This window comes from Desulfovibrio sp. 86, from assembly GCF_902702915.1.
Taxonomy (GTDB): domain Bacteria; phylum Desulfobacterota; class Desulfovibrionia; order Desulfovibrionales; family Desulfovibrionaceae; genus Desulfovibrio.
The window spans coordinates 73,189-98,030 of sequence record NZ_LR738849.1 but is presented as its reverse complement, the minus strand read 5'-3'; the positions used below and the strand labels follow the sequence as shown (position 1 = coordinate 98,030).

The window sequence follows — 24,842 nt, the reverse complement described above, 5'->3', positions numbered from 1 at the left end:
GCCTTGTAACACGCGGAGATACCATGATTCATAAATTCATTGTATACAGCATTGCAGTGTGCATGCTTATAACAAGTTTTGCTGCCGCTGCTGTTGCAGGGCCGGCATACCGCATAGCAGAAACCAGTCGACCTGAATCCGACAGCTGGAAACGGTCGGACGGTTTTTCCATAAGCTTTGAAGTCGATATTGAACGCTGTAAAAGACAGTACGGATCGGACTGGTCCCGCCAGTGCTCCGCCCCGCCTGCCGGTCAGGAAGGCCGCCTGGTGGAAGGTGTGCACATGACTCCGGCTGTGCCTGGGCAGTGGCGCTGGAGCTATGGTTCCACCATGTCTTTTCTGCCGGAAAAGCCGTTGAGTCCCCAGACCACATACTCCATTTCCCTTGACAAGGTGCCGTTGCCGTCACGGTTCGAGGTCAACCGCCAGGTTCGCTATACTACGCAGCCGCAGGCCGTAAGGATTGGCAAGGAGACCTTTTGGATTGATCCGTCCCCCAAGGGGGCGCACGCCCTTTCTGTTCCGGTGCATTTCATGTGGCCGGTCAATCCCCAAAGTATGGAAGGGAATATAAGCCTGCGTCCCAGCGATGCGAAGAGTGGCCTGGCTCTTGGCGCGCCGCGTTTTGTATGGAATGAACGTCGCGACGAGGTCGTGGTTTCTGCCGTTGTTACAAGCTTGCCCAAGGATAATGCCGCTGCCGTCATATCTGTTAAGGGCCTGCCGGGATTCATTGAAAAAAACAACATGCGCATGGTAAAAGGCTCTGGCGGCAAAGGGCAGGGAGGCTCCGAAGCGCTGCTGTATGTCACCGGGCGTGACCGCATCATGAACGTCAGTGATATCGGCGTGCGGGTTGCGTATGATACCGGGCTGGACAAGGAATTCCACCTGGTGGTCAAAACCAGCCTGCGCGTGCTGCCTTCAGAGGTGCTGCGCTACCTGGATGTGGTCCAGTTGCCGCGCACGATAACGCCTGAGGCAGGGCAGGAAGCCAATTGGGCAAAAATGCCCGCCATCAGCGCCACGGACATCGCAAATGGAGAAAAGCTTCAGCCGAAACTGGTTCAGGCTGCTGATGAGCCTACAGATCAGGTTGTCCTGCGCGTAAAAGCCGCCAGCGGCCGGGGCCTGCTGGCCGCCGTGAAGCCCGGCCTTACGTCCACGGGCGGTCTTTCACTGTCGGATGTGCGCCGTTTTATCCTGACTGTTCCCGGCATGGGAGCGGAACTGTCTTTCTTGCAGCCCGGCAATATTCTTGCGCTCAGCGGTGATAAAAAACTTGATATTTACGCCCTGGGGCTCACTGAAATTGACTGGCGCGCCGAGCGTGTGCGTGAGCCCTTTATGGCCCTTTTGGCCAAGGACGGCAGCTTTGAAGAACCGGAAGCGGACTTTACGGTTCTGAGTGATGCGGTTCAGGGCCATATCAATGTGCGCAAGGGCGAGCGTGGGGACATCCCTGGTCAGGCGTTTTTTGGCGTGTTGGATCTGGCCCCGCTGCTGCAAGGGCAGGGTGGTCTGCGTCATGGTCTTATGCGTATGGTGCTCACAGGGCGCAATGGCGACAAACAGGTGGCTGAGGCCACGCGCCTGTTGCTGGTCACCGACATGGGGCTCAGTGTAAAAACCGCCTCTGACGGAACTAGGGCGGTGTTTGTGCAGAACATTGCCACAGGAAAGCCCGTGTCCAATGCCGAGGTGCGCCTGCTGGGGGCCAATGGTTTGCCAGTATGCAGCGCTGTGACCAATGCCCAGGGGCGTGCCGACCTGCCCTCCACGGTTGGACTTGAAAGGGAAAAACGCCCCGTGGCCCTTGTGGCCCTTGCGCCCGCCCAGGGCGGAGGACAGGACATGGCCTGGCTTTCCCTTGACGACAGCGCCCGTACCGTGGATTACAGCAATTTTTCCGTATCGGGCCGTCATGCCGCCAGCAATGGCCTCAGCGCCTCGGTTTTCAGCCAGCGCGGATTATACCTGCCTGGGGAAACGCTGCACTTTGGCTGCGTGATACGCAGGTTTGACTGGCAGGCCCTGCCTGAAAACCTGCCGCTGGAAGCCGTGCTGACAAACCCTGCCGGAACGGAAGTCATGCGCCGATCCTTCACGGTTGGGCCTGAAGGGCTTCAGAACTTTACCTGGGCCAGTTCCGAAGACGCCGCCGTTGGGCAATACCGCATGGACATCCGCCTCGCTTCGGACAAGCCCGGTTATGGCGGCCCGGTTCTGGGCAGCGTGACCACGCGGGTAGAGGAGTTTCAGCCAGACACCCTGGCCCTTGCCACCAGTTTTGAATCCAGTGCGCCAAAGGGTTGGATACGTACTGGCGAAAACATGCCTCCCGCCATGGTGCTGGCCCGGCTGGACAATCTTTATGGTGAACCTGCCGCCAGCCACCGCATCCATGCCGCCTTCCACGCGCGTAAAGGACTGCTGCGCTTTCCGGGGTATGAAGACTATGCCTTCTATGACGCCTTGTCCGGGAGCGTGCAGGATCAATACATGGATTTGCCCGACGTGTTCACCGACCCCAAGGGACTTGCCAAGCTGGCCTTGCCCCTGGGCAAACTGCAGGGCAGCACCTTTTACGGCACCGTACTGATTGAAGGCTTTGAACCCACAGGCGGCAGGGCCGTCACGCGGCAGGTGTCAGCCCTGTTTTCGCCGCTGGAGGTAGCCCTTGGCTACAAACCCGAAGGGCAGGCCAACAATCTTGACTACGTGCCGCAGAACGCCAAGGCTTCTTTGCGTTTTCTGGCCGTCAACAACGATCTTGCGCCCACCGCCCTGCGTGACGCCGAGATTGTGTTTTCCGCCCGACGCTATGTGAACAGTCTTGTGACGGATTCTCGCGGTGAATACCGCTATGACGCCACTCCTGTTGATACGGAGATTACGCGCCAAACCGTCAGCCTTGACGCCAAAGGGCTGGCCTGGCCCCTGCCCACAGCCGAAGCGGGAGACTATCTGGTCACAGTGCGCCAGAACAACGGCCACGTACTGGCTCTTGTTCCGTTTTCCGTCGCGGGCACGCGCCTTGCCGAACCTTCTGACCTTTCCACCCGCTCTCTGGCCAAGGGCAACCTGCGCCTGAAGCTTGAAAAGGAGCAGTACGCTCCCGGCGATACCATAAAGATGAGCCTTTCCACGCCGTATTCCGGTACAGGGCTCATAACCATTGAAAGGGAAAATGTGCTGACCCACGCATGGCTCACGGCTCAGGCCGGTGAAAGCGTGCAGGAAATACGCATACCCGAAGGTTTTGAAGGCCGTGGCTACGTTAACGTGTCCTTCGTGCGGTCACTTGGTTCCGAAGCCATATACATGAATCCCCATTCTTTTGGCGTCGCGCCCTTTACCGCTGGCGCCAGCCAGAGAAATATGGGGCTGAAGCTCAATGCCCCCGCACGCGTGCTGCCCGGTGAAAAAATCACTGTCCGGGTAAGTTCGCGGGTACCGGGCAAAGCCCTGCTTTTTGCTGTGGACGAAGGCGTGTTGCAGCTTACCGGCTTTACCACGCCCGATCCCCTGAATGATCTTTTGAACGACCGTGCTCTTGATGTGGCCACCATGCAGGCCTTTGACTTGCTCATGCCCGACCATGCGCGCCTGCAGGGTCGTATCCCCGGATTTGGCGGCGACATGGCGGGGGCGGGCGGCCGTTTTCTCAATCCCTTCAAGCGGCGCGGCGAGCCTCCTTTTGCCTTCTGGCAAGAACTGGCGGCCGTCAATGCGGATGGGACGGATGTTACCCTTACCATTCCCGAATATGTAAGCGGGCGCATTCGCATAATGGCCGTCGGCAGCAGCGCCGCGCGCGACGGAGCCTCCACGGCCGGTAATGCGCAAACCAGCACCGAAGTACGTGGAACGCTCATCCTGAAACCCCTTCTGCCCCTGGCTGTCGCTCCTGGCGACGAGTTTGACGGAGCATTGGTTATCGCCAATACCGTGGAGGGCAGCGGCAAGGATGCCAGAGTTGCCGTAAAGATGGAGTGCGGCCCGGAACTGGTGTTCCTGAGCGGACAGAATCCGCTTCCGCTTGAAATCAATGAAAATGGCGAAGCTGTACTACGTTTTCGCATGCGGGCGCAGGATCGCCTGGGTTCGGCGGACGTGCGTTTTACCGCCAACCTGGAAGGCAAGGGCAAGCCCGGAAGCGTTCGCAACCAGAGTCTTTCTGTGCGTCCCCCCGCGCCTCGAGTGCGCACCGAGCAGGTCGTGCCCCTCACGGACAGCATGAACGTGTCTGTGGACAGAGACATCTATCCGTATGAAGCGCAGGGGCAGGCAAGCGTATCGGCGCTTCCCCTGCTTGGTCTGCGTTCCTTGCTGGACAGGCTGGATACCTACCCCTATGGCTGCACCGAGCAACTCATCAGCCGGGCAATGCCCTACGCCGCCCTGCTGGGTAATTCCGCTTTGCGTGAAAAGGTTCTGCTTGATCCCAAGGCATCGCCAGAAACACTGGCAAAGCGCGGCAATGCTGTCATCAGTGCCGCTCTTGCCACCATACGCAGCAACTTTTCCTACTACGAGGGGGTGAGCCTTTGGCCATCAGCGCCAGCCAATGATTTTGTGACGGCCTATGCCGGGGACTTTCTGCTGACGCTGCGCGAAAGCGGGGTAGTCGTGCCCGAGGGGCTGGCCCGCAACATCCTTGATACGCTGGAAAACACTGTGCGCAGTGCTCCGGTAGATATCGACGATGGCCGCGTCAAGGTCTATGGCGCATGGGTTCTTTTGCGCGACGGGCGCATAATGACCCAGGAAGTTGAAAGGCTTGAGCAATGGTTCAGAGAAAACACCAATGGCTGGGACAAAGAGCTTGTGGCTGCGCTTCTGGCAGACTGCTACAAAATGCTGCGCATGGAGCGCCGCGCCCAGCAGCGCATGCCTGTGACGTTTACTGCGGTCACCACTGATAACATGCTGGATGAAGGGGCTGCCAGAGCGCTCCATGCCGCAATCATACTGCGCCATTATCCCGAGCGTCGCAAAGAGGTCAACGTCGCGGCCCTGCTTGATTCCGCATTCAACACCACAGCCACAACTGTCGATATGGGGCTTTTGTCCCGCGCTCTGATACTGCTGGCTGAAAAAAAAGCGCCTGCGCCTGTGGGCATTGAGCTGACCTGCACCCGCTATGGTCAGGACTTTGCGCCTGCCGCTGGCAAGGCCGAACTGCTTGGCTCCATTCTTGAACTGAACGCGCCCGGTTGCCTTGCGTATAACGTGAAACTGCCCAAGGGCGATTCTGGCTGGAATCTTCACACAGCAACTGAAGGCTTTGAGCGCAAACCGCTGACTGCCGCCGCCAACGGGCTTGAATTGCAGCGGCGCTATCTCAACAACAGTGGTGAGGCCGTCACCAGCGCCAAACTTGGCGAGGTGCTCACCGTGGAACTGACCGTGCGCTCTGCCGATGAATACAGCAATGTGGTTCTGGTAGACCTGCTGCCCGGCGGTCTTGAGCCTGTGCTTGAAAAAAGCGGCAAAGAAGCCCAGCAGGGGCTTATCCGTCATGAACGGCGTGAAGACCGGGGCATTTTCTTTGTAAACTCCGGCCTTACCCCGCGCACATTTACCTACAAGGTACGCGCGGCCACCAGAGGACGCTTTGTGTTGCCTTCGGCAACGGCGGAAGCCATGTACGAGCCTGCCATCAATGCCCGTCTTGGAGGCGGGCAAATGATCATCGACTAGGCACGTCCGCAGAACAGAAAAGTGGGGGAATGTACTGGATCGAAACCCGGCCCGGTCCATTGCCCTGCTTTTTCTGTTGGCCGGTTTGCCGAAAAAGCAGTTTTACCCTGAAATTGCTCTGGCGGCTGTGTGTGCGACGGCGCAAAACATCCCTCTCTGTCCGTGCAGACGAGACAATAGAAATCATTTATTTTAGCAGTATGGCAGAAAAAACAACAATAGACCCCCCGCAGGATGAATCCGGCCGCAAAGGAGCAGGCAAAGCGCTTTCACGGTGTACGCTGTGTGCTGTCCTGCGCAAAAGGCGTTGGTGGTTTCTGCTGCCAGGTGTCGTGCTGGCTCTGTTTATGCTCTGGCTGCAACTGGCGCCGTGTCGGCATCCTCTGGAAGACGTCAGTTTTTCCCGTGTGGTGCGCGACAGCAAGGGCGGGCTTATGCGCCTCAGTCTGTCAAAAGATCAAAAATATCGCGTATACACTCGCCTTGCCGATATTCCCCCGGCAGCGGTGGACGCTGTGCTGCGCTATGAAGACCGCTATTACTGGCATCATCCCGGCGTCAACGCGCTGGCGCTGGTCCGGGCGGGCTACGGGCTTCTGACGGGAAAGCGCCTTATGGGAGGGTCAACCATCACCATGCAGGTGGCGCGCCTCACCTATGGGCTGGAAACAGGAAAAATCGGAGCCAAGTTGCGCCAAATCCTTCTGGCAGTGCAGCTCAACTGGAAGTTCAGCAAGGAGGAAATTCTTGAGGCCTATTTCAACCTTGCCCCTTATGGCGGCAATATTGAGGGCCTTGGTGCGGCTTCCATTGTCTATTTCCACAAGACGCCAGAGGAATTGACTCCCGGGGAGAGCATGTCCCTCATGCTGGTGCCGCAAAATCCCGTTCAACGGCGTCCTGCGCAAGACAACCAACATTTCACCGCAGCTTTGCACAGACTGGAGGCTGCATGGCATGGTCGTAAAGAACACGCTCCGCTGCGCGTGTACGGGGTGGGGGATCTGCCTTTTGCCGCACCGCATCTGAGCACGGAACTTTTGCAGCAGCCACAGGGCGACAACCTGTTGCGCACGACCATTGACCCTGCCAGTCAGAAAAAAATAGAGCGACATTTGCGTCTTTTTACGGCCAGGCAGCGCGCGTATGGTCTTACCAACGGCGCAGTGCTGCTGGTGCACTGGCCCAGCATGGAAGTGCGCGCTCTTGCAGGTTCCGCTAATTTTTTTGATGACGGCATCATGGGGCAGATGGACGGCACCCGCGCACGGCGCTCACCTGGTTCCACGCTCAAACCCTTTATTTACGCTTTGGCCCTGGATCAGGGGCTGATCCATCCCCTGACGCTGCTGGCCGACACGCCGCGCAGTTTTTCGGGCTATGATCCGGAAAACTATGACGGAAGCTTTCGTGGCCCCATTGGAGCGGCCAACGCCCTGAGAAGCAGCCGTAACGTGCCCGCCATAGCTCTGGCGGCACGCCTGAAAAATCCAAATTTTTACGGGTTGTTGCGCAGCGCTGGCGTTGCGTTTTTGTCAGAAGAAAATCATTACGGACTCAGCCTCGTGCTTGGCGGGGCGGAAGTGAGCATGCGCGAATTGGCTGGTCTGTATGCCATGCTGGCCAATAAGGGAATCTGGCGGCCCCTGCGGTTTTTACACGGCACTGGTCGTGAAGATACCGCCTTGCCCTTGCTGTCGCCGGAAGCCGCCTTTGTCACCCTTTCCATGCTGGAAGACGGCGATCCGGATCGCCAGGTTCGTTCACAACGTGGCGCGACGCTGCCGCTTCGCCTTAAAACGGGCACGTCCAACGGCTTTCGCGATGCCTGGGCCACAGGCATCGTAGGCCCCTATGTGCTGGTGGTCTGGCTGGGAAATTTTGACAACAGGCCGAATCCGCTGCTTGTGGGGGCCATTTCAGCTGTGCCCCTGTTCACGCAAATTGCTCGTGAGCTGGCTGCCTCAGAACCGATGCAAGACCATTTTTCCGAACCGGCGCACGGTTTGAACGTGGAACAGATCGAGGTTTGCGCCGCCACGGGCGACCTTGACACCTCGCTGTGCGCGGACACGGCAAAAACCTGGTTCATTCCCGGTGTTTCGCCTCTTGCACCATCAGGAGTGTTTCGTTCCATACTCATTGATAAAACCACCGGGTTGCGGGCCTGCATGCCGCAGGAAGGCCGCACGGAAGTGCAGACATGGGAATTCTGGCCCACGGATCTTGCGCAGATGTTCGCACGCGCAGGCATGCCCAAACCTGAGCCACCGCCTTTTGCACCCGAATGTGGAGATAAAAATGCCGCATCGGGCAATCCCCCGCGAATTGTCCAGCCCAAGGACGGTCTGGTGTACAGGCTGAGTCTGAGTGACAAGGGACATGAAAAACTGGCGTTTATTGCTCATGCCGAGGCTGGCGTCAAGCACCTGCACTGGTTTGTCAACGGGAGTTATCTTGGCAGCAGGGCTCCGGGAGAAATTCTTTTGTGGCAGGCGGTGCCTGGGGACGCCGAAGTCCGTGTGGTGGATGATGCCGGGCGGGCGAGCCAGAGACGTCTGCGCGTCCGCGTCTCGCAATGACAGGCAGAAATATCTTTTTTGCGACGAGAGCTGATGCCTTTTGAGATGGGGTGATGCTGGAAAATGCGGTCTCTGCCCCGCTCCAGGGCAGAAAACTCTTTGTGTTATATAAAATACACCAAGAGTTTTAGGGGGTAGGGGTGTGGGGGAGGAGACCCTTTTGCAAAAGGGTCCCTCCCCCACAACGTATTACAACAAGCACTTTGGGCGGCGCACAAAGTAGCCGACCAAGCCAAAAGCGAAGGCTGGCACTATCCAGCCAAGACCGGCGGCGCTGAAGGGGAGGTGCGGGGTGATCGCCAGGGGCAGGCCGTACTCTTCCAGAACGTTGAGACCGCTGGCGAGAAGGGCTCCTGCCGTGGCGAACCTGAAAATGTTGTCATTGGCGATATGTTTGTCGAAAAGTGAAAGCACAATGACCACAAGGGTTCCGGGATAGAGAAAGGTCAGGATGGGCGCTGCAAAGGCAATGATGTTGTCCAGGCCGAAGTTGGAGACAACCATGCTGAAAAGGCCAGTGCCGATCACGATGGTTCTGTAACTGAGCCGCCCCTTGCTGAACTGGGAGATGAAGGTTCCCGTTGTCCCGATAAGCGCCACAGACGTGGCCATGCAGGAAACCGTGACAATGACGGCCAGCAGAACCGTACTCGCGCGGCCAAAGAGCCTGCCCACCAGGTTGGTGACCAGGGCGCCTTTTTCCATATCCACGGGATAATAGGTTGAGCCCGTGGCCCCCAGATAGCACAGGCCGAAATAGATGACAAAAAGCAGAGCGCCGGCAACCAGACTGGCGATGCCCACGGAGAGGGCTTTCTGGCTGCCTGTCTCGTAGCCTTTGTTTTTCAGGGCGGTGACAATAATAAGGCCGTAGACCAGCGCCGCCATGACATCAAGGGTCTGATAGCCGGAAAGAATGCTGTGCCACGCCACGTTGTCATCGCGCACCACGTCGCTGACGGGGCCAATGGGCATATACAGGGCGGCCGCCACAATAAGCAGAAAACCCCCGATCTTGATGGGGGAAAGGTAGCGGGCAATGACGTCAACCATGTTGGACTCCTTGAATGCCAACATGGTTGATACGCCAAAAAAAGCCAAAGAATAAATGACTTTGGCGGAGCTTATACCCTTGGAGGAATAGCCCAGGGGTGAAAAGGAGATGGCAAAGGCTGTGGCTCCGGTGCGGGGTATGGCAAGCAGGGGGCCAATGCAAAGGATGATGGCGCACATCATGAGCATTGCCGCCGTGCTTCCAAGGCGGTGCATGATGCCTTCTTTTTTGTCAATGCAGGAAGAAGCCAGCATGGCGTAAATGGCCAGAAAGGCCAGCCCCACATCAGCCATGTAATAGCAGAGAAAACCCAGGAACCATTCCGGCCCTGCCGTCAGCCCTATGTACGGGGGGAATACCACGTTGCCTGCGCCAAAAAGCATTGAAAACAGCGCTGCGCCGACAATTATGGAGTCGCGGACAAGAGATGGCTTCATTCTATGTACTCACAGGCTTATGCCAAAATGGCGCGCGTGGGGCTGGCGCACTTCTGGACTCGGGTTACGGGTTTGGGCAACTTCATTTTGAGAGCGCTCTGGCGGCTGCGAGAACAGCGTTCACTGCGGCAACGTAAGCGCGGGTTTGCCCGCGCTGTGCGCGCCCATCGCGCGGCGTTGCAAGGCAGGGAAAGGGCAGAGCCAGAGATAGCAGAAGTCGCAGCGTCAGGCCAGCGTTCATTTTACGAAGCAGGTTCCAGCACATATTTATGGCGTAGAAAAGCGCCCGCAGTGTTACCTAAAACGGCTCTGCGGGCGCTATACACGCTTTCGGTCGCCAGGTTGTTATGAACCGGCGTTGGGCGCGGGCCAGAACGTGGAAGCCTTGCGGCCCTCATGGTCCAAAGCCCATCCTGTGAACCAGCCCACCAGCGAACAAGTCAGGCCCACAAAGAAGGGCGGAATAAGCGCAGCCTGCATCCCCAAAACAGGGGTGGGGGAGACGGCCTTGTTAGCCAGCAGATACCAGAGCAGACATGAGGTAAAGCCAAGGCCGCAGCTCATGCACGCGGCAAGGGAGCTGCGCTTGCCAAAACGCACCAGCGCCACATAACTGATAAGCACGGTCGAGCCAACTATGCTCCAACTGGTGGTGCACAAAAGCGCAATAAGCTGGCCCTTGATCTGGGCGCTGCCGCCGGAAACCACAACACAAAAGACAATGCCCAGAAACCAGGAAAATCTGGAGGCTGGTTTGCCGGGCAGGTCTTCTGCAATGGCTGACACAGCGATATGAAAAAGCGCGGTAGACGTCGACAGTGAGGCAGACACAATAGCCAGAACAAAAACCTGAAGCCCGGCATTGGGCAGAAGCATTTTTACAAGATGAGGAATAACCTCGTCGGCCGAGGCAATTTCCGGCAGGATTATGCGTGAAAGGGCCGCCACAAAATAGGTTCCGCCCACAAGTACGGTAAGCACGAGCATGGCCAGCGGGACGATGCGTTTAATCTGGCGCGGGGAATGGAGCGCAAAGTGTCGCTGCATCATCTGGGGTTGCGACCACACCGCCACAGATGTGACCATGACAAGAGAAAGAACAAACCAGCCCTGTTCACCCGTGGAAAGCGCGAGGAAACCTTCATTGGCGCGTGCCGTGGGAGCAATTTGGGCTAGTTGTGCAATGCCTTCAAGGGGGCCGCCCACCCTGTCGAGCACTGCCCATATAAGCAGGACAATGCCCGCCAGCACGACAATGCCCTGCATGGCTTCGGTGTAGAGAACCCCGCGCAACCCGCCGATAAAAACCACAACGCCAACAACCGTAGCCGCGATCCAGACCAATATCCATACGGGGATGGGCAATATCTGGGCAAGCATGAGCGCCGCCCCTTTGATAACCGCCGAAGCGTAGACGCTAAGAAAAATGGCGAATATCAGCGCAAGGGCCTTGCCGAGCATGGGGCTTTTGTGTCCCTTGGCAATAAGTTGCGTGGGCGTCCTGGCTTGCAGGTTGCGTTGGCATATCTTGGTAGGCCACGCCAGATAACGGTACACGAACCATATTCCAAGCCATACGTTGCCGGCAGCCACCAACAGCATCTGCAAGCCGTACATATATGAAAGTCCGCCGAAGCCCACCAGGGCAACGGCGGAAATGTAGGTCGCCACATAGGCCAAAGCCAGAATGACGAAACCCACACGGCCTGAAGCCATGGCATCATGCCCTTGGCCCTTGCGCGCGAGCCAGATGAAGACCGCAATGTAACCGAACCAGATGAGAGCGTCGCCCAGCATGTCTATCCCCTTTGCGTCTGGCGCACCAGGTTGATGAGCGCCAGAAAAAAGGAGCCTACCAGTAACGCCATTGCGATGAGTACTGGGGTGTCTATCAACTGTAGCGTTGAAATCAGGTCCATGAGCCCTCCGGCAGATAAAAAGCGCAGAATCAAAAAAGCCGCCGACCCCTGTGGTCGGCGGCTATGTTGCCTGAATCAGCAAAAAGGCCATAACTCCGCGATCCGGGGGTCAGTGTATGACTCCGGTAAAATAATATCGAAAGTCGCGGATGGCGCTTAGTAGTTTCATAATTGAGATCTACATTTTCTTCATGCTACTGTCAATAAAGCCATGCCGTGGCATGTGGCAGTACCAGACTCAGGCTTTTATGGATCTGGCCACGAAATCAAGCACATCCTTGTACAGGGAGGGCATGGCATAAGGGGTAAGCACTCGTGTACGGTTGGCGCCGACCATCAAGGAGATGATGACCTGCGCTGTGGAGTTGCTGTCAACCGTAACCAGGCTGCCATCCTCGATGCCGCGCGCAATGACTTTTTCCAGTTCCTGATGCACCTGAGAGAACATGGAATCCATGATATCGCGATCAGTCTTGGTTTTCATGTCGCTGTAAGGTGAACAGCGCACAAGGACCAGCCAGTTGGAGTCCTTGTCAATGGAAAAATCAAGATAGGCTTTGCAAAAGCGCATGACGCCATCAAAGCCCGAATCGGCCTCGGCCGTGGCCTGGCGTAGCCTTTTTAGAAAATGTTCCAGTACATCCAGCCCACAGGCCAGAAAGAGCTTTTCTTTGTTGCCGTAATGGTGGGTTAGCAAACCCAACGCAACACCGGCTCTGTCTGAAATCTTTTTGAATGTGGTTTCCACATAGCCACATTCGCCAAACAAATCCTTGGCCGCCTGAAGTAATGATTCTTTTTTACTTTTGTTCATCATAGTTTTCGCGGGCACCGGTTGAATGGTCATGCATAAATTTTACTGCTACTTTATCAAGTTAGCTGTAATTGTGCGTAAAGTCAATACTGAACTGAACGCCCGTGCTCACGCGTCTCAGTACTCAGTTGCGCTTGCTGCGCCGGAAGGCGTTTTGCGCATAGTCACCCAACCGTTCGAGCCTTCTGTCCACAAGGTCGTACAGACTGCCGCGCGAGAAGCCGCCATTTTTCAGCCGGCGTCCGGCGGCAATGCCAGTAAGCAGCAACAGGGCTTCTTCAATGCGCCGCACCGCATAAATGCTGAACTGTTTATTTTCGACAGCCTTGAGCACTTCGGGCGACAGCATGAGGTGGTCAACATTATCATGGGGTATGATGACGCCCTGTGTGCCCGTAAGCCCATGTCTTGCGCAAACCTTGTAAAAACCTTCAATTTTTCGTGTGACGCCGCCCACGGCCATTATTTGCCCCGAATGGCTGACCGCGCCTGTAAAGGCCAGGTCAAGGCGCACCGGCACCTCAGCCAGCGCCGAGAGCAGGGCCACAAGTTCCGCACCCGAAGCGGAATCGCCTTCGATACCCGCGTAGCTTTGCTCAAAATACAGCGAACCGGAAAGCACAAGAGGTTTTTTGCGGGCAAAAAGGTCGGTCAGACAGCTTTTAAGAATCATCATGGCCTTTGTGTGAATAGGCCCGCCCAACTCTGCCTCGCGCTCAAGGTCAATAATGCCCTCGTGCCCCACGCCCACAGTGCAGGATATGCAATGGGGCAGGCCAAATTCAAAGTCCCCATGCAGGGTGACTGAAAGACCGTTGACCTGCCCAATGGCGGAACCGGAGGTACGAACCTTGATCATTTCACGGTCGTATTCCTCCATAAAGATTTCTTCCACAAGGTTGGCGCGGTATGTGCGCGCTGTATAGGCTTCCTCCAGAATGGGCGCGGTGATGATCTCCTCTCCGCGCATGTTGGCGAGGGCAGAAGCTTCAATCATCAGTTCCCGCAACAGGGGAAACCTGAGCGAAAGGCGGCACTGGTCTTCACACAGGTGAGAGCCCAGATCCACAAGCCAGGCAAGGGCCGTGCGGTCAAAGGGCGGCAGTTCGCAACCTTGAATGATATGCGCCACATGGCCGAGATAGTGGCGGATGTTGGTCGCGTTGCGATCCGCTTCGTCGGCGATATGGGCTTTGATGCGAAAAAGCTTGGGAAAGCGGTCGTCGTTGACAAGCAGCCCTTCATACAGCTCTTCGCCGCCAATGAGCACGACTTTGAGATCCAGTGGCAGCGAGTCGGGGGTCAGCCCCTTGGTGCGGATGGCGGTATCGGGGGCTTCGCCCGAATCTTCAATGCGGGCCTGATTGGAGCGCAGCGCGCGTAACAGCCCTTCCCAGGCCGTGGGGTGCTGCAACAGATCTTCCACATGGAGGACAAGAAAACCGCCGTTGGCTTTATGCAGGCTTCCCGCACGGATGAGCGTAAAATCTGTCACCAGCGCGCCCATTTCCGATTCCCGCTCTATGCAGCCAAGCAGGTTCACGGCAGTGGGGTGATCGTCCACCACAATGGGCGCGCCCTGCTGCTCGCTGTTGTCAACGAGAAGGTTGACGGCATAGCGGTACAGCACACTGTCCGCGCCTGACGCGCCGTGGACTTCAACGCCAAGTGAGGGCGGCACGCCTTCCCTTTGCAGAAAGGCATCGGTATTCTTCAGCATGTCTTCGCGCAGGCTGGCAAAATAGTCGGACAAACCTTTGCAGTCGCATGCCTTGAGGGTTCTTTGTTCAAGAGGGGCAAGCAGGGTGTTAAGCACCTGCCCCATGGCCTCGCGCTCCAGCCCGCGTTCGTCGTCCTGAAAGCTTTCTTCAGCCTTGTTCAACTGACGCATGAAGCCAGCCATGGACTGCACCAGATTGTCGCCCCGGCTCTTGAGCTTTAAGCGAATTGCGCTGTCAAGATTGTCGAACTCCTCTTCATTCAGGCGCTTGCCCTCAACCAGAGGAAAAAGGGTCAGCCCGCCGTTTTCATCCATGTCAAGGTTGAAGCCCTTGTCCACGGCAACGGAGTTCATTTTGCGCAAAAGCCCCATGCGTGCAGTCTGAAACTTGTCCACAAGCTTGGCGCGGCGCTTCACATAGGCGCTGGCTTCAAAGCGGCGGGGCAGTTCCTTGACTACGGCGTCGACCAATTCTTTAAGGCTTTGCTTGAGCTTTTTGCCTTGCCCCGCAGGCAGGGCGAAAAGTAATGGCCGGTCAGGGTCGGCGAAATTGTGCACATAAATAACATCCGGCGGCGTGGGCGCTTTGCGCGCCTGCGGCCGCAGGTAGTTGAGCAGCATGTACGTACGCCCGAGATCGGTTTCGCCAGAGAGGTATACATGGTAGCCGCGAGCCTTGATCTGTAAAGCAAGATCCAGGGCCTGCATGGCGCGCGGTTGGAAAGGATTTTTCCGGCCATTGCGCTGGGGCGGAACACCCCGGCTGTCGTCCCAGGGGATACGGGCCGGATCCAGCGTTGCGTGCAGTCTGAAACCGGGCAAAGGTGAGATTTTAGACATATTTATCTGATATACCTATGACTGTCGGTAAAGTTTTTCAAGAATGGCCCGGCCGCCCTGATCAAGGATCTCGCTGGCAAGCTCAAAACCCCATTGGCGGGCCTGAGACGTATGACCCTGCTTTTGCGCCCTGAGGATGCGGCTTCCGTCCACTTCGGCCACCAGGCCCTCCAGGCAGAGCGTGTCATCATCAAGCAAGCGCGCATGCCCGGCGATGGGCACCTGACATCCGCCTTCAAGGCCGGCCAGAAAACCCCGCTCGGCTTCGACGCATACACGGGTGGGGGTGTCTTCCAGTTGCGCCAGAAGAGCAAAAAGTTCGTAATCGTCTTCACGGCATTCAATGCCCAGAGCCCCCTGACCCACGGCAGGAAGAAAAACCTGCGGGTCAAGCGACTGCATGCAGGGGGCAGTCAGCTCCAGCCGGTTCAGACCGGCGGAAGCCAGAACAATGGCGTCGTATACGCCGTCCCGCAGCTTGCGCAGACGCGTGTCAACATTGCCGCGCAGGCTCTCGATGCGCAAATCCGGTCTCTGGGCCAGAAGCTGCGCCTGCCGCCGCAGGCTGCTGGTGCCGACGCAGGCATTTTGCGGCAATGCGGCCACAGAATCGTACTGGCAGGAAAGCAGACAATCGGTGGGATCTTCACGCGGAGGAACGCAGCCAAGCAGAAGCCCCTGGGGCAGCTCCATGGGCACGTCCTTCATGCTGTGCACGGCAAGGTCAGCCTCGCCGTTGAGCAGGGCCTCTTCGATTTCCTTCACAAAAAGGCCCTTGCCGCCCACCTTGGCCAAAGGAACATCAAGGATGATGTCACCCTTGGTCTTGATGACGTTCAACCGAATCTCAAGCTCTGGCGCAATGGCCTGGAGACAGCTTTTGATGTGTTCAGCCTGCCAGAGGGCCAGGCGGCTGCCGCGTGTGGCGATAGTAAGGGTGCTGCGCATGCCTTTCACCTAATGGCCACAGCTTGCACAGTTGCCGCCGGAACAGCCAGCGCAGCCGCCGCCACTGCCAGAAGATGGCGCGTACTCGCCGCCATGAGCGCCGCCGCCGTGATGAGCGCAGCAAGACATGAGCTTATGCGTTGCGTCGGAGCCGCAATACGGGCAGACCGGGGCCGCATCGCCGTAAACCAGTTCTTCAAATTTTCGGTCGCATTTTTCGCAACTGTACTCAAAGATGGGCATGATCAATCCTCTTTTACAGTATCCGCGTGTAGATAGGGCGTAAGGGCCGCCACATTTTCAAAAAGATAATGGTCTGTAAGCTGGCATAGCAGATGCCCGGCCGTAATATGAATTTCCTGGATCAGTGGTGTATGCGAACTGGGCACATCCAGCAGCATGTGGCACAGGGGGGCCATTTTTCCTCCTCCGCGACCCGTGAGGCCGAGAGTGCGCATGCCCGCGTTCCGCGCGGCCTCAAGAGCCGCCACCACGTTAGGGCTGTTGCCAGAGGTGGAGATGCCCACCAGGATGTCGCCCTTGCGGCCCAATGCCTCTACCTGGCGGGAAAAAACCTGTCTGAAATCCAGGTCATTGCCTATGGCCGTGAGCGCGGACGTATCCGTCGTGAGCGCAATGGCGGGCAGGGCGGGCCTGTCAATCAGAAAACGGTTTACAAATTCCGCAGCCAGATGTTGGGCGTCAGCCGCACTTCCACCATTGCCACAGAGCAAAATTTTTCCGCCTTTGGCCAGGCAGACCGCAAATTGCAGCGCCGTGTCGCGCAGATTGACGGCCTGATCAGAAAAAAAGCTTTCTCTGAGTCTGGCGCCGTCGCGTGCATGGGCGGCAATGATGTCAAGTGCGTTGTCATTCATGGTGCTACGGCCTGTTGGATTTGTGGCGTGGAAGACTCTGTTCATATGATAAAGCGTCTGCCCTGACAAGCAAGGTGCGGGCTTGCGATAAAAGCCTTGATAACGTAAATTGTTGACTTATGCAAAATCAACACAAATGCCACGTCCTTTTGGTTTGCAAGGCCCGCCACGAACGCGCTGCAGAGCTGGGCGAAGAAATTGGCGCATGGCTGAAAACGCAGGGACATCAGGCGGATGTTGTGGAGGCCGGGCAGGCGTCTTCTTTCTATGCTGCCGATGATCTTGATTTTGTGGTGGTGCTTGGCGGCGACGGCACCATGCTCGGGGTTGCGCGGCGCCTTGTGGGCCGCAACGTGCCTGTGTTGGGCATCAATTTTGGCCGCGTGGGCTTTCTTACTGACGCCCAGCCGGAAAACTGGCGTGAAAAGCTCGAAGAGTGCCTGCAAGGCCAAGAGCGCGTTCGCTCCTGCATGGCCTTGCGCTGGTTCCTTACCCGTAACGGCAGGGCACTTGCCGAAGGTGCAGCCATCAACGACGTTGTTGTGAGCCGCGGTTCCCTGTCGCGCCTGGTCTGTCTTGACATATGGGCTGACGGGCAGCGCATGGGTTCCCTGCGTAGTGACGGCGTCATTCTGTGTACGCCCGTCGGCAGTTCCGGCTACAGCGTCTCGGCGGGCGGCGCGCTTCTGTATCCTTCAATGGATGCCATCGGCTTCACGCCGGTCTGTCCTTTCCTCAATACCATATCTCCCATGGTCTTTCCCGGTAACACGGATATCCAGCTCCAGGTGTTGCGCGGCTCCACCGACTGCTACCTGACGGTGGACGGGCAAGAGGGGCAGAAGCTTGAAAAGGGCGACATGTTGCGCGTTTCGGGCTGGTCTGGCGCCGTGCAGTTCCTCGGTGAAGGGGCCTCGTTTTTTGAACGCCTGCGCAGCCGCGGTTTTGTCTTACAGGGGTCGGCGGGCAGCTGCGTGGGGGAAAATCAATGAATAAAGGGCTTGTCCCCATGAAGGTACGGGATATCCGTCTGGGGAATGATGTCCGTTTTGACGCATGGCTGTACAGCATGCTGATGGACAACAATATCGCGTACCGTATGAACCCTGACCTCATAGCGAGCCCGGAACAGATGTCCTTCATGGTGCACCTTGCCCCTGACCAGGTGTATCTGCCGTGCTCGGACGCCACGTTTTCCATGCTGTGCGCCAAGAACCCCTCTGTGGAACTGCGCAATCAATATAACCGCTCATGGCGCATCATCATGCGGCTGGTACGCTCGTCAGTACCCGACAAGGCGGAACGCAGACGTATTTTGCAATTTTGCCGCTATCGATTTTCGCAGTACATAGCGCAGCATACCCTTATTCCATCGAGGCTGGTCAAAAGGATGACCGGTCTTGTGCTGGCGCAGGGGCATATGCTGGACGATCCGTGGGAAAACAGGCGGCGGGAATCAACGGCGCAACAGCTTGAAGTGCTGGCTTTGCCGGAGATTATGGCCAATCTTGAGGCCATGCCCAAGGGGCCGCCGCCATCCGGCATTTCTGCGGCGCGCCGCAGCATGGACTATGCGGAAGTGACACGCCTGCTCTGTCTTTCGGCCATGTCGCGCGACTGGCTTGAAAGCACACCGTCCAGTGAAGAAATTCGCAGGGCCATGGATGAGGCGTATACTGCCTGCGAAAGTCTGCGCCTTTATTTTGAGGCCAGCGCCGGGCGATCCGGCACCGTGCTTTTCCTCTGCGACGCTGACGGGGGCACCCTCTTTGACCTTGTGATGGTTCAAAGCCTTATCCGCATGGGGCATAAGGTTATTTTTGCCGTCAAATCCGGATTTTATTTTTACGCGCCCACACTGGAAGATGTGGAAACCGATCCTTCGCTCAAGCCATGGTTGCGCGGAGGCATTGTTTTGCGTCAGGACAAACTGAGCAAGAATGATCTGCTGCGCCATTTGCGAGAGCATCGCCTTGTGGTGATCGGCGACGGCACGCGTGAAAGGCTCAACCTGTACCGTGTCTCCGTGACGTTTTCCCGCGCCTGGAAAGAGGCAGACCTTATCCTCGGCAAAGGTTGGCGTGCCGCCGATATGCTGCTTGGCGCCAGCCAGGAGTTCACGCGCGACATCGTCTGCTACTGGCGTGACGGCAATGGTTTTCACATCAAACTGCGCAAGCACGCCCGCGAGGCCCGCAAATTCAGCGAAGAAGCCATTGCCACTCAGGCGGAAAACATCATCGCCAACATGCGCGAGGCCAAGGACCAGGGGCGGCCCGTTATGTTCTACAGCTGCATCATTGGCAGCATCCCCGGTGAAACCTCCACCGCAATCAGCCTGGTGCATGCCTTTGTGGACAATTTGCGCAAAAAAATGGATAATATCCTGATAATCAACCCCGCTGAGCACTTCATCGAAGGCATGGACGGGGATGACCTCATGTACATGTGGGAACGCGTGCAACGCAGCGGTCTCATTGATGTGTGGCGCTTTCAAACATTTGAAGATATTGAGGAAAGCTTTGCGCTTCTGGGGCGTAAGGTGCCCCCGCAGTGGTCCGGAAAGGATTCGACGTACTCCACCGGCTGCACCAAGGAAATGCGCATCGCTCTGGATGTGCAAGGCAAAAACCGTGAAATGCAGATCATTGGCCCTGAAGCCAGGCTTTTCTTCCGCAGGGGAGAGTATGGCGTGGGCAAGTACTTTGACGCAAGCATTCCTCATCAGAGCTGATCACCTAAGAGGGAGTAAGTTGACTTATGGCCGCTTATGAAGCCGTTATTGGCCTGGAAGTGCATGTGCAACTGGCCACGGCCTCCAAACTGTTCTGTTCCTGCCCGACCACGTTTGGCCAACCGCCGAACTCCAATGTATGTGAAGTCTGCTCTGGCATGCCTGGTTCTTTGCCTGTACCCAACAAGCAGGCCATACACTTTGCCGCTCTGGTAGGTCTGGCCACAGACTGCACCATAAATTCGCGGTCCGTCTTTGCACGCAAAAATTATTTTTATCCCGATCTGCCCGCCGGGTATCAGATTTCCCAATTTGAGCTGCCCATCTGCGAGCACGGCCATCTTGATATCACCGTTGACGGCGTGACCAAAAGAGTAGGGATTACCCGCATCCATATGGAAAACGATGCGGGCAAGAACATTCATGCGCAAGGCGAAAACGTCAGCTATGTAGATCTCAACAGGGCCGGCACGCCTCTGGTGGAAATCGTTTCCGAGCCGGACATGCGCTCCGCCGCCGAAGCTGTGGCCTACCTCAAGGCGCTGTACAGCATTGTCACCTATCTTGGCGTCTGCGACGGCAATATGGAAGAAGGCAGCTTCCGGTGCGATGCCAACGTTTCCTTGCGCCCTGTGGGAGCAGAAGCCTTCGGCACACGCACGGAACTGAAAAACCTTAATTCCTTCCGCAATGTGCAGCGTGCCATTGAGTATGAAATTGGCCGTCAGCAGGACGTCCTGGATGATGGAGACAAAGTCGTACAGGAAACCCGTCTCTATGACGCGGTCAAGAACAGCACGGCGTCCATGCGAAGCAAGGAAGAAGCGCACGACTACCGGTATTTTCCGGACCCGGACATTCTGCCTGTGGAAATTTCTGCCGACGAAATGGCCCGTTGGAAGCAAGAACTGTCCGAATTGCCCAAGGCGAGGGCCGCTCGCTTTACGCAGATGACGGGCCTGCCCGAGGCCGAGATTGAAGTGCTGGTGCAGAGCCGTGGTCTGGCGGACTTTTTTGAGGCCGCCGCCAAGCTTTATGATGCGCGCAAGGCCGCCAATTTTGTGCTTGGCCCCTTGCTGCGGGAATGCCACGCCCGTGGCGTCAATGTCGCAGATCCGGCCCAATGGGCCATGAAGCCAGAAGCCCTTGCCGAACTGGCGCGCATTGTGGATCAAGGGCTTATCAGCGCCAAGATCGCCAGTGATATTTTTGGCGACATCTTTGAAAGCGGAATCATGCCCGAAGCCTATGTGAAGGAAAAGGGACTGGTGCAAATTTCCGATACATCCGCCATTGAAGAAGCCGTGGATGCCGTCATTGCCGCCAATCCCTCTGAAGTGGAAGCGTTCAAGGGCGGCAAGACCAAACTCATAAGTTTCTTTGTGGGCCAGATCATGCGCGCCACCAAGGGCAAGGCCAACCCCGCCCTTGTGAACGAACTGCTGGCGAAAAAACTGCAGTAGAGCATGCCACGGTGAAATGTTTGTGGGAAAGGCTTTGTGGGGGAGGGACCCTTTTGCAAAAGGGTCTCCTCCCCCACGCCCCCACCCCCTAAAACTCTTATTGTGTTTTAGTTACTACAACGAATTTTCAGGTTTGGAGCGGGGGCAGAAATGCCTGAAGCCTCTCCCCCTTTTCAACGTCACAATGCTCAGGCTGTTTGTGTTCGTGCTTTGTCATGACAAAACAAGGCCCCTTGCATGCAAGGGGCCTTGTTTTTGCTTTCAGAGATGATCGGTCTGGAGGGGGGTAACGAAAAAGTGCCCAGGCGCGCTGGCTGGCATTACACGCCGGTGGCTGCCGCCTCATCAACAACCCACACAAGATCGCCAAAGCCGGGCCGCACCATTTGCGCAGGCAAGGTGGGGGGGGCCAGAAGGTCGAGCGCACGTGAAAGAACAGCGTGCTTTTCCGCCCCGGTCACAAGAAACATGCAGCACCGGGCATTGTTGATAACCGGAAGCGTCAATGTGAGCCGATCTGCCTTGCGTTCGGGCACATACTGGTCAATGACGAGACGTTTTTTTTCGGCCAGGGCCGGAGAATTGGGAAAGATGGAGCCAGTATGGCCGTCTTCGCCCATGCCGAGCAGCACAAAGTCAAAGCGGGGCATCTCCTGCGGGCCAAGATCAAATTCTGTGCGAAGTTGATTTTCATACTTGGCGGCAGCCTTAACAGGGTCTTCCTCACCGCGCATGCGATAAAAGTGCGTGGCGGGAACATAGCTCAACAATTCCTTACGGGCCAGGCCGTAATTGCTGTCGGCATGCTCAGGCCCGACACAGCGTTCATCCACCCAGAAAATACTCATTTTATCCCACGGCAGCCGGTCAGCCCAGTCATCTCCTGCCAGCAGGCGGAAAAGTGGAATCGGCGTCTGACCGCCAGAAAGGGCTAAGCGAAAAACGCCTCTGTCGGCAACGGCTTCTTCGCACGCGGCAGCAAGGATATGCGCGGCGCGTTCAGCCATGGCGGCCGGATCTTTATGAATATGTACCGTGAGATGGATGGATCGGCTGAGGCCCGACATGTGGCGGCTCCTTCAAAGTTGACGATGGGAACGGCCCGGCGTGTGCCCAGGCCGTTCTGCGAGAATTTGCCTGCATAACAGTAGCCGCAGTAGCGCTGGGAACCCGGCTTTTCGGGCAGGCGAAGCGGTACGGCAGAAAATCTATATTTCTGACGCGCTCGTGACCGCGTCAGTCTCATATTGCCTGGTGCTGGTTCCAGACGGGCCGGAACAACAACTCTTATTATGGCACAGAAGCACAGGAGAGAAAAGTCCTATTTGTGTCAACAGTGTGCCGCGATTATTGAAATTCTTCAATCGGCGCCGGTGCTTCTGAAATATGCAGCACTTCGCCGTTATCAAGTCCCAGGGTTTTCCAGGCGCCCTTGCACTGCAGGGGCTGGCCGTTCAAAACGCGACGCCCGAGTTCACTGTTGCCATCCAGTTCTATTGTCCAGTTGCGTTCAAAGTCTTCACCCGGGTGGGTGGGCTGAACAGCATTCAGATAGCGAGTCAGTAAAAGCTCACCTGTAGCAGAGCTTAATTCAGTAAAAAGATTCATGTTGTTGACGCTGACAGTGCCTATGTCGCGCGCAAGAACATGCACAACGACGAGCAGGGTACTGCCGTCAGAAATAAGTCCGGCGCTGGCCGAACAGGGCTGGAGCGGGAAAAGTTCCTTCATGCGTTTTTCGGTGGCGGCATTTTTGTCCAGTATCATCTGACGCTGGGCCGTCATGCGCTCCACCTGCGCCTCACGGAACTGGCGCACCAGTTCGGGGCTGTTCACCAGTTGGCGTACGCGCCACCCCGTTGGCGTTTGATCCATGCGCAGAATAAGCAGGAAATTTTTATCCAAAAGCGGATGCCGTACCTTGGCGGTCAGCAATGCCGTGCCGTCGTTGGGGGGTTGCAGGCTGAGGGATGAGGCCAGTTGTGCGAGAAAATCCGGGGGCAAGGCATAAAGGGCAGTTTTCAGTCGTATCTTGAGATCAGGTTCATCCTTGACCGGTTCTTGCTTGGTGCGGCTTTGTTTGAGCAAGGCCGTTTGGATCATGTCGCCGATCTGTCGTTCCTGATCTGCCCCCGCTTTAAGGAAAGGGTAATTTTGCGCCAGATCCTTGGCCAGGCCGCGTGAAAGCGAATTGAAATCCACCAGCTCAGCAATGGTTTCGGTGTCGCCCGTTTTCAGCGCGTCTCGCAAAATCTCATAAGCATATTGGCTGGATTGGCGATATTGGTAATAACGCCATCCGCTGAAGCTTACCACAAAGACAATAAGCACCAGCACGGCGGCGGCCAGCGCCAGCGTATGCTGTCGGGCAAAGGCCACTATTTTAGGGATAAATGGAAAATTCATGAGTTACCCACGCAAGGACGCCTGACGCGAATCCAATGAGTTTTTTGAACCGCACTCCAGTGCCGGTTCCGGGTTGCGCAAACGGTGACGCTTAACCTTGAGCGGCATGGGGGTAACAGTGCGTGCGGGTTCCAAATCAACACGTATGATGCCCCAGGCTCCGAAGGGCATACGCAGCCTGCGTGTGAAGCAGCTCAAGGGGCAGGTGCAGCCCCAGGATTTGCGAGGTCCGTTCAGCGTGCTCATGCCGCAGAGTTTCCCCATGTTGGCGCTTCTGATGATGCGCCAAACCTGCCACCAGCTATGGGGCGGGCCGGGCCAGGGCGACTTGCTGCCCTGAAGGCGGTGCAGAGCGTATGCCAAAGACATGCTGTTCCAAAAGGTAACCGCGATGCCTCTGGAGGAAACGCGCAAAGCCTCATGCACCGCAGCGTCGATTTTTTTCGTGTCGCCTGCGGCAAGATGCAGCACCGCGCAGTCAAAAAAATCATCTTCAAATGGCAAATAATCGTCGGCCGCAGCCAGTATTTCTGCACGTGCGCCCATAACTGCCGCAGTTTGCGTCCGCTGTTCTGGGTGTAATTCAGTGACGGTCAGATCAAAGCCGCATTCCCACAGCAAGGGCGAAAATGCCCCTTGGCCGCAGTTGATTTCCAGCAGGGTTTTTCCTCTGCGTGGCCAACTTGCCAAACATTGCTGCAACAGATTTTGCTGCTTGCTCAGGGCAGAAGTGCCCTTGATGTTCCCATTCCACCACTTCATGCGACCTGCCTTCTCTGTGTCAATATAGCATTTTCGCATTGAGAATATCCATTCTCGCGGTAGCCGTTGCCCACTTCTGCAGGCTTGCCTGAACCGTTGGCGGGAACCGCCTTACGGGGCAGGACAGCATCGCTACGGATGGCGACAGCGATTGTATGGAACATGCTGTCTCGTTACGCATGCTGTCTTCAAGCGTAGTTTCGCGGCAGCCGTTGCCCGAAGGGCTTGCCTGAACCGTTGGCGGGAACCGCCCTACGGGGCAGGACAGCATCGCTACGGATGGCGACAGCGATTGTATGGAACAAGCTGTCTCGTTACGCATGCTGTCTTCAAGCGTAGTTTCGCGGCAGCCGTTGCCCGAAGGGCTTGCCTGAACCGTTGGCGGGAACCGCCCTACGGGGCAGGACAGCATCGCTACGGATGGCGACAGCGATTGTATGGAACAAGCTGTCTCGTTACGCATGCTGTCTTCAAGCGTAGTTTCCTGCGTCACAACGCTTTAAGCCTGCGTCACAACGCTTTAAGCCTGCGGCACAACGGTTGAAGCATCCGTAGCTTCCTGCGTCACAACGCCTGA

Annotated in this window: 15 protein-coding genes; 5 read left to right on the top strand and 10 right to left on the bottom strand. The window is 56.9% G+C overall.

The genetic code is table 11. The features are described 5' to 3' along the window. The first annotated feature begins 23 nt into the window (after window positions 1-23). Together DESU86_RS00380 and pbpC are read left to right on the top strand one after the other, a co-directional pair. Window positions 24-5,708 (top strand): alpha-2-macroglobulin family protein, encoded by a 5,685-nt coding sequence (locus tag DESU86_RS00380; RefSeq protein ID WP_179979242.1) that lies wholly within the window; start codon window positions 24-26, stop codon window positions 5,706-5,708. Between the two features lie 200 nt (window positions 5,709-5,908). Continuing rightward, window positions 5,909-8,290, top strand: coding sequence for a penicillin-binding protein 1C (gene pbpC / locus DESU86_RS00375; RefSeq protein WP_232088199.1), 2,382 nt, complete (start codon window positions 5,909-5,911; stop codon window positions 8,288-8,290). A gap of 189 nt (window positions 8,291-8,479) precedes the next feature. Here pbpC and brnQ read toward each other — a convergent pair whose 3' ends face one another. The 7 genes from brnQ to DESU86_RS00340 all read right to left on the bottom strand — a co-directional run bounded on the left by brnQ (window position 8,480) and on the right by DESU86_RS00340 (window position 16,900). Further along, on the bottom strand, window positions 8,480-9,781 hold the full coding sequence (brnQ, locus tag DESU86_RS00370; protein WP_179979241.1) for a branched-chain amino acid transport system II carrier protein: 1,302 nt from the start codon (window positions 9,779-9,781) through the stop codon (window positions 8,480-8,482). Window positions 9,782-10,126: 345 nt separating this feature from the next. Continuing rightward, the gene (locus DESU86_RS00365; protein ID WP_179979240.1) at window positions 10,127-11,578 is read right to left on the bottom strand and encodes a sodium:solute symporter family protein; all 1,452 of its coding nucleotides are present in this window, start codon (window positions 11,576-11,578) and stop codon (window positions 10,127-10,129) included. 360 nt (window positions 11,579-11,938) lie between these two features. Next, window positions 11,939-12,514: a TetR/AcrR family transcriptional regulator gene (locus DESU86_RS00360; protein ID WP_179981646.1), complete on the bottom strand. Its 576-nt coding sequence runs from the start codon at window positions 12,512-12,514 to the stop codon at window positions 11,939-11,941. A gap of 124 nt (window positions 12,515-12,638) precedes the next feature. Further along, window positions 12,639-15,074, bottom strand: coding sequence for a Lon protease family protein (locus DESU86_RS00355; RefSeq protein WP_179979239.1), 2,436 nt, complete (start codon window positions 15,072-15,074; stop codon window positions 12,639-12,641). Window positions 15,075-15,089: 15 nt separating this feature from the next. Then, window positions 15,090-16,022 (bottom strand): hydroxymethylbilane synthase, encoded by a 933-nt coding sequence (gene hemC, locus DESU86_RS00350; protein ID WP_179979238.1) that lies wholly within the window; start codon window positions 16,020-16,022, stop codon window positions 15,090-15,092. 9 nt (window positions 16,023-16,031) lie between these two features. Then, on the bottom strand, window positions 16,032-16,265 hold the full coding sequence (locus DESU86_RS00345; RefSeq protein ID WP_179979237.1) for an FmdB family zinc ribbon protein: 234 nt from the start codon (window positions 16,263-16,265) through the stop codon (window positions 16,032-16,034). Between the two features lie 2 nt (window positions 16,266-16,267). Continuing rightward, window positions 16,268-16,900, bottom strand: a complete 633-nt coding sequence (locus tag DESU86_RS00340; protein ID WP_179979236.1) for a D-sedoheptulose 7-phosphate isomerase — start codon at window positions 16,898-16,900, stop codon at window positions 16,268-16,270. Window positions 16,901-17,019: 119 nt separating this feature from the next. Between DESU86_RS00340 and DESU86_RS00335 the strand changes: the two genes are divergently transcribed. Genes DESU86_RS00335 through gatB form a run of 3 tightly spaced genes read left to right on the top strand, consistent with a single transcriptional unit; the run spans window position 17,020 to window position 21,097 of the window. Continuing rightward, the gene (locus DESU86_RS00335; protein ID WP_179979235.1) at window positions 17,020-17,892 is read left to right on the top strand and encodes an NAD(+)/NADH kinase; all 873 of its coding nucleotides are present in this window, start codon (window positions 17,020-17,022) and stop codon (window positions 17,890-17,892) included. Further along, window positions 17,889-19,634, top strand: a complete 1,746-nt coding sequence (locus DESU86_RS00330) for an ARMT1-like domain-containing protein (protein ID WP_179979234.1) — start codon at window positions 17,889-17,891, stop codon at window positions 19,632-19,634. Before DESU86_RS00335 ends, DESU86_RS00330 begins: the two co-directional genes overlap by 4 nt. 26 nt (window positions 19,635-19,660) lie before the next feature. Continuing rightward, window positions 19,661-21,097, top strand: a complete 1,437-nt coding sequence (gatB, locus tag DESU86_RS00325) for an Asp-tRNA(Asn)/Glu-tRNA(Gln) amidotransferase subunit GatB (protein ID WP_179979233.1) — start codon at window positions 19,661-19,663, stop codon at window positions 21,095-21,097. Window positions 21,098-21,417: 320 nt separating this feature from the next. On the opposite strand, the gene pgl is transcribed toward gatB, so the two are convergent. The 3 genes from pgl to DESU86_RS00310 form a co-directional block, all read right to left on the bottom strand. After that, a complete protein-coding gene (gene pgl, locus DESU86_RS00320) occupies window positions 21,418-22,164 on the bottom strand; it encodes a 6-phosphogluconolactonase (RefSeq protein ID WP_179979232.1) in 747 nt (248 codons plus the stop codon). A gap of 280 nt (window positions 22,165-22,444) precedes the next feature. After that, complete coding sequence (locus DESU86_RS00315; RefSeq protein WP_179979231.1) at window positions 22,445-23,428, bottom strand: translation initiation factor IF-2; 984 nt, start codon at window positions 23,426-23,428, stop codon at window positions 22,445-22,447. 78 nt (window positions 23,429-23,506) lie between these two features. After that, window positions 23,507-24,265, bottom strand: coding sequence for a class I SAM-dependent methyltransferase (locus DESU86_RS00310; RefSeq protein ID WP_179979230.1), 759 nt, complete (start codon window positions 24,263-24,265; stop codon window positions 23,507-23,509). Window positions 24,266-24,842 lie beyond the last annotated feature (577 nt).